A 4,723-nucleotide genomic window follows, 5' to 3' on the forward strand; every position below is an offset into this window, starting at 1 on the left:
GCGGGCGAGTTCGGGGTCACCGCGCTCCTCGCCCGGGTCGAGGCGGGTGTTGCCGAACAGCGCGATCTCCCCGGGGCCCAACTCCCGGGCCCAGGCCCGGGCGCGGGCCGTGCTGTTCTCCGGCAGGTAGCGCACCGGGCGGCCGAGCCGCCGGGAGAGGTAGTCGGCCAGGTAGTCCAGGTGGCGGGCGCTGCCGTCCTTGGCGCTGCCCTGGTGGCTGAGCAGGGCGGTCCGCGCGCCGGCGTCCGACAGCCGGGCGAGGTCGGCCAGTTCGACGTCGATCCGGCCGGTGTCGGCGAGCGCGGGACCGGCGTTGAACCCGGCCGAGTAGATCCAGCGCTCGCCGGGCGCCGGGGTGTGGTCGGCGAGCAGCCGCATCCCGGTCACAGGCCGTAGTGCCCGAGGCCGGCGCGCTCGTCCAGGCCGAACATCAGGTTCATGTTCTGGATCGCCGAACCGGCCGCCCCCTTGACCAGGTTGTCGGTCACCGCGACGACCTTGGCGAAGCCGCGCACCGGGTCGTAGTCCACCCCGATGTGGCAGAAGTTGGAGCCGGCCACCGAGGTGAGGCTCGGGTAGACGCCGTACTCCTTGGCGTTGAGCTTGCCCTGCTTGGCGAAGGTGTTGACGCGCACGAAGTGCTCGTCGGCGTAGTGCTCGCGGTAGAGGTCGAGCAGGGCGGCGCGGTCCAGGCCGGCCCGGGCCTCCGCGCGGACCGCGACGCTGGCCTGGATGTAGATGCCGCGGACGAAGTTGCCGTGGGCGGTGGTCATGTCGACGACGGGCTCGCGGCCGGCCAGCGGGGCGAGCTGGGTCTCCAGCTCGGGGGCGTGCCGGTGGCCCTCCAGGCTGTAGGGCAGCATCGAGGCGAAGGCCTCGGCGTGCATGATCTCGGTCTTCGGCTTGTTGCCCGCGCCGGAGGTGCCGTTGACGGCGGCGAGGTGGATCGCGGTGTCCAGGTCGGCGAGCCCGGAGCGCAGCAGCGGGGCGAGGCCGAGCACGGTGGTGATGGCGTAGCAGCCGGGGTTGGCCACCAGCCGGGCCGCGGCGACCCGGTCGCGGTACAGCTCGGTGACGCCGTAGACGGCCTCCGCCAGCAGCTGCGGGCTGGCGTGCTCCTCGCCGTAGACCTCGCGGTAGCGGTCGGCTTCGGCGAACCGGAAGTCGGCGCTGACGTCGACCACCTTGACGCCGCGCTCCAGGAAGTACGGCGCGGAGCGCATCGCCTCGCCCGAGGGGGTGCAGAAGAACACCACGTCGAGTTCGGCGGCCCGCTCGCGCAGCTGCTCGACGGTGGTGAAGGCGAGCCCGCTGCCGAGCAGGTTGGGGTGGACCCGTTCGAGGTCCTCGCCGCCGCGGGCGGTGGGCAGGATGGTGGCGACGCCGGGGTGGTTCAGCAGCAGGCGGCAGAGTTCGCCGCCCGCGTGCCCGGTGCCGCCGACGATGCCGATGGTGAGCGTCATGCGTGTCCTCACGGGGTGATGATGATCTTTCCGGTGGCCGGTTCGCCGGCCGCCATCAGTGCCAGTGCGGCGCCGGCGTCGGCGAGGCCGAAGCGGTGGGTGACCATGGGCCGCGGGTCGACGCTGCCCTCGGCGAGCCAGCCGATGACGGCGTGGAAGTCCTCGGCGGTGGACAGCGAGGAGCCGATCACCCGGACCTCCTTGCCGACCAGGGCGTTGACCGCGACGGCGGGCGGGCGGTCGAAGAAGCTGACCACGACCACGGTCCCGCCGGGCCGCACCGCCCGGACCGCCTCGTCCACCGCGCCCGGGTGGCCGGCGGCGACGAGCACCACGTCGGCCTCCGGTGCGGCCGGGCCCGGGGCGGCCTCGCCGGCCAGTACGTCGAGGTAGCCGTCGGCGCCGAGGGCCTCGGCGCGGCGGCCCTTGTCCGGGCCGAGGTCGGAGCAGACGACGGTGCCGAAGCCGAGCCGTTTGGCGGCGAGCAGGCAGCCGAGGCCGATGTTGCCCGCGCCGATGATCCGCACGGCCCGCCCGTCCGCCGGGCCGGCCAGGGCGACGGCGTGGTGGGCGATCGACAACGGCTCGACCAGCGCCCCGAGTTCCGGATCGGTACCGGCGGGCAGGCGGTAGGTCATGGCGGGCCGCAGCGCCACGTACTGCGCGAAGGAGCCGTCCCAGCCGAGGTGGCACAGGTTGGCCTTGGCGGCGCACAGGTTGGTGCGCCCCCGGACGCACATCGGGCAGTCGCCGCAGTGCGCGTAGGCGGCGGCGCACACCAGCTCGCCCTCCGCGAACCCGCCGGCCGGGTTGACGACGGTGCCGCACAGTTCGTGGCCGAGCACGGTCGGCGCGGTCTTGTACGGATGGGCGCCGCGGTAGGTGGCCAGGTCGGAGCCGCAGATGCCGGTGGCGAGCACCCGGACCAGCAGCTCGCCGGGGGCGACCGGCGGCAGCGGGGTGCGCCGGTGCTCGATCCGGCCGTAGTCGGCCAGCACCGCGCTGTCCATGGTGTCCTGACTGGTCGTCAGCACTGGTTCGGCACCTCCTGGCCGGCCAGGGCGGCGGCCACCGAGTCGACCAGGATGCGGCCGATCCGGACCTGCGAGTCCACCGACATCGCGCCGATGTGCGGGGTGATCACCACGTTGTCCAGCTCGTGGAGCCGGTTCGGACGGCCCTCCTCGGCCACCACGTCGAGCCCGGCACCGCCGATCCGGCCCTCGGCGAGCGCCTCGTACAACGCGTCCTCGTCGACGACCAGGCCGCGGGAGACATTGACCAGCAGGGCGGTCGGCTTCATCGCGGCCAGCGCGGCGGCGTCGATCAGGTGGTGCGTCCGGTCGGTCAGCGGGACGGCCAGACAGACCACGTCGGCGGCCGGCAGCAGCGTCTTCAGTGGCGCCAACTCGTAGTCGAGCCGCTCCAGTTCGTGTCGGCGGTCGTCGTCGGGACGGGCCACGTCGACCAGCACCCGCATGCCGAGGGCGCGGCCGAGCGCCGCGATCCGGGAGCCGATCCGGCCGTAGCCGACCAGGCCCAGGGTCTTGCCGCCGAGTTCGACGCCGGAGAGCGCGGCCTTGTTCCAGATCCCGGAGCGCACCTGGCGGTCCGCGAGCGCCAGGTGGCGCCCGACCGTGAGCATCAGCCCGAGGGCCAGCTCGGCGACGGCCGGGGCGGAGACGGCGGGGATGTTGAAGACCGTCACGCCGGCCGCCCGGGCCGCCCCGACGTCGATGTTGTCGATCCCGGAACCCGCCCGGGCGATCACCTTGAGCCGGGCGGCCGCCGCGATGACGGGGGCGTCCAGTCGGACCCCGCTGCGCAGCACGATCACTTCCTGGTCGCGTACCAGCCCGAGCAGTTCGTCGACGGGCGGGCGCAGCGCCACGGTGACGTCGTAGCGTCGGCGCAGCTCGTCCAGCGCCCCCGGGTCGATCGGGTCGAGCACCAGGACGCGGGTGCGCGGTGCCTCTTCCCGCTGTGCCTCTTCCCGCTGCGCCCCGACCCGCAGCGCCCCGGCCCGCGGCGCCAGCTCGGCCAGCGCCTTCCGGTCGAGCTTTCCGGAGGAGGTGAGCGGCAGCTCCGCCACCGGGTGGAAGCGGTTGGGGACCAGCTGCGCGGGCATGGTGGCGCGGGCGAACCGCCGCAGGGCGGCGAGGTCCGGCTCACCCGGGCCGGACGGGACGACCAACGCGGTCAGCAGTTCGTTGCCCGCGCCGTCCCGGACGACCAGCGCGGCCGCGTCGCGGACCTGCGGGGCGGCCCGCAGACCGGCCTCGACCTCGCCGAGCTCGACCCGGTGGCCGCGGAGCTTGACCTGCTGGTCGTTGCGGCCGAGGTAGGCGAGCGCTCCGTCGGGCAGCCGGCGGGCGAGGTCGCCGGTGCGGTACATCCGGCGGCCGTCGAGGGTGCGGAAGCGCTCGGCGGTGAGTTCGGGCCGGTTCAGGTAGCCGTCGGCGACCCCCGCCCCGGCCACCCACATCTCGCCGACCTCGCCGTCCGCGACCGGCCGGAGGGCGTCGTCGCGCAGTTCGATCGCCAGATGGGGCAGCGGGCGGCCGATCGGCGAGGCGGCGCCGCCGGCCAGCTGCTCCGGGGTGAGCACCAGGTGGGTGGCGTGCACGGTGGTCTCGGTGATGCCGTACATGTTGACCATCACGGGCGCCGGGCCGGGTGCGGCGGCCGCGGCGGCGAGGAAGCCGCGCACCACGTCGAGGTCGACGCTCTCGCCGCCGAAGACCACGTACCGCAGCGCGGTCGCCGGGGCGCCCGAGTCGCCGTACTCCCGGGCCAGGTGGCGGAAGGCGGACGGGACCTGGTTGAGCACCGTGATCCGCTCGTCCGCCAGCAGCCGCAGGAAGTCCTCCGGGGCCTGCGCCGTGGCGGCGGGCACCGGGACGGCGGTCGCGCCGGTCGCCCAGGCGCCCCACAGCTCCCAGACCGAGAAGTCGAAGGAGGCGGAGTGGAACAGAGTCCAGCGGTCGTCGGTGCCGAGCTCGAACAGCGGCAGGGTGGCCCGCAGCAGTTCCAGGACGTTGCCGTGGGTGACCACGCAGCCCTTGGGCACGCCGGTGGAGCCGGAGGTGTAGATCACGTAGGCCGGGTCGTCCGGGCCGGGTGCGGCCGCGACGGTCCCACCGGCCTCGGCGGGTCGGGCCGGCTCCGCCTCGACGGCCTCCGGGTCGATCACGGGCAGCGCGTCCAGCCCGCAGGCCGCGGCCCGGTCGGGGTCGCCGACCAGGGCCGCGAGGCCGGCG

At 74.7% G+C, this 4,723-nt stretch carries 4 protein-coding genes; all 4 read right to left on the reverse strand.

Annotated elements, in window-relative coordinates; all coding sequences use genetic code 11:
- On the reverse strand, positions 1-378 hold a 378-nt coding region (gene pgk / locus BI06_RS30670; RefSeq protein WP_149030524.1), incomplete at its 3' end, for a phosphoglycerate kinase.
- Between the two features lie 5 nt (positions 379-383).
- Entirely contained in the window at positions 384-1,475 is a 1,092-nt protein-coding gene (gene argC / locus BI06_RS30675; RefSeq protein WP_233290332.1) for an N-acetyl-gamma-glutamyl-phosphate reductase, read from the reverse strand.
- On the reverse strand, positions 1,472-2,497 hold the full coding sequence (locus tag BI06_RS30680; RefSeq protein WP_107113424.1) for a zinc-binding dehydrogenase: 1,026 nt from the start codon (positions 2,495-2,497) through the stop codon (positions 1,472-1,474). Before BI06_RS30680 ends, argC begins: the two co-directional genes overlap by 4 nt.
- On the reverse strand, positions 2,491-4,723 hold a 2,233-nt coding region (locus BI06_RS53970; protein ID WP_051742172.1), incomplete at its 5' end, for an amino acid adenylation domain-containing protein. The genes BI06_RS30680 and BI06_RS53970, both read right to left, overlap by 7 nt.

Source organism: Kitasatospora sp. MBT66, assembly GCF_000710405.2.
Classification (GTDB): Bacteria; Actinomycetota; Actinomycetes; order Streptomycetales; family Streptomycetaceae; genus Kitasatospora; species Kitasatospora purpeofusca.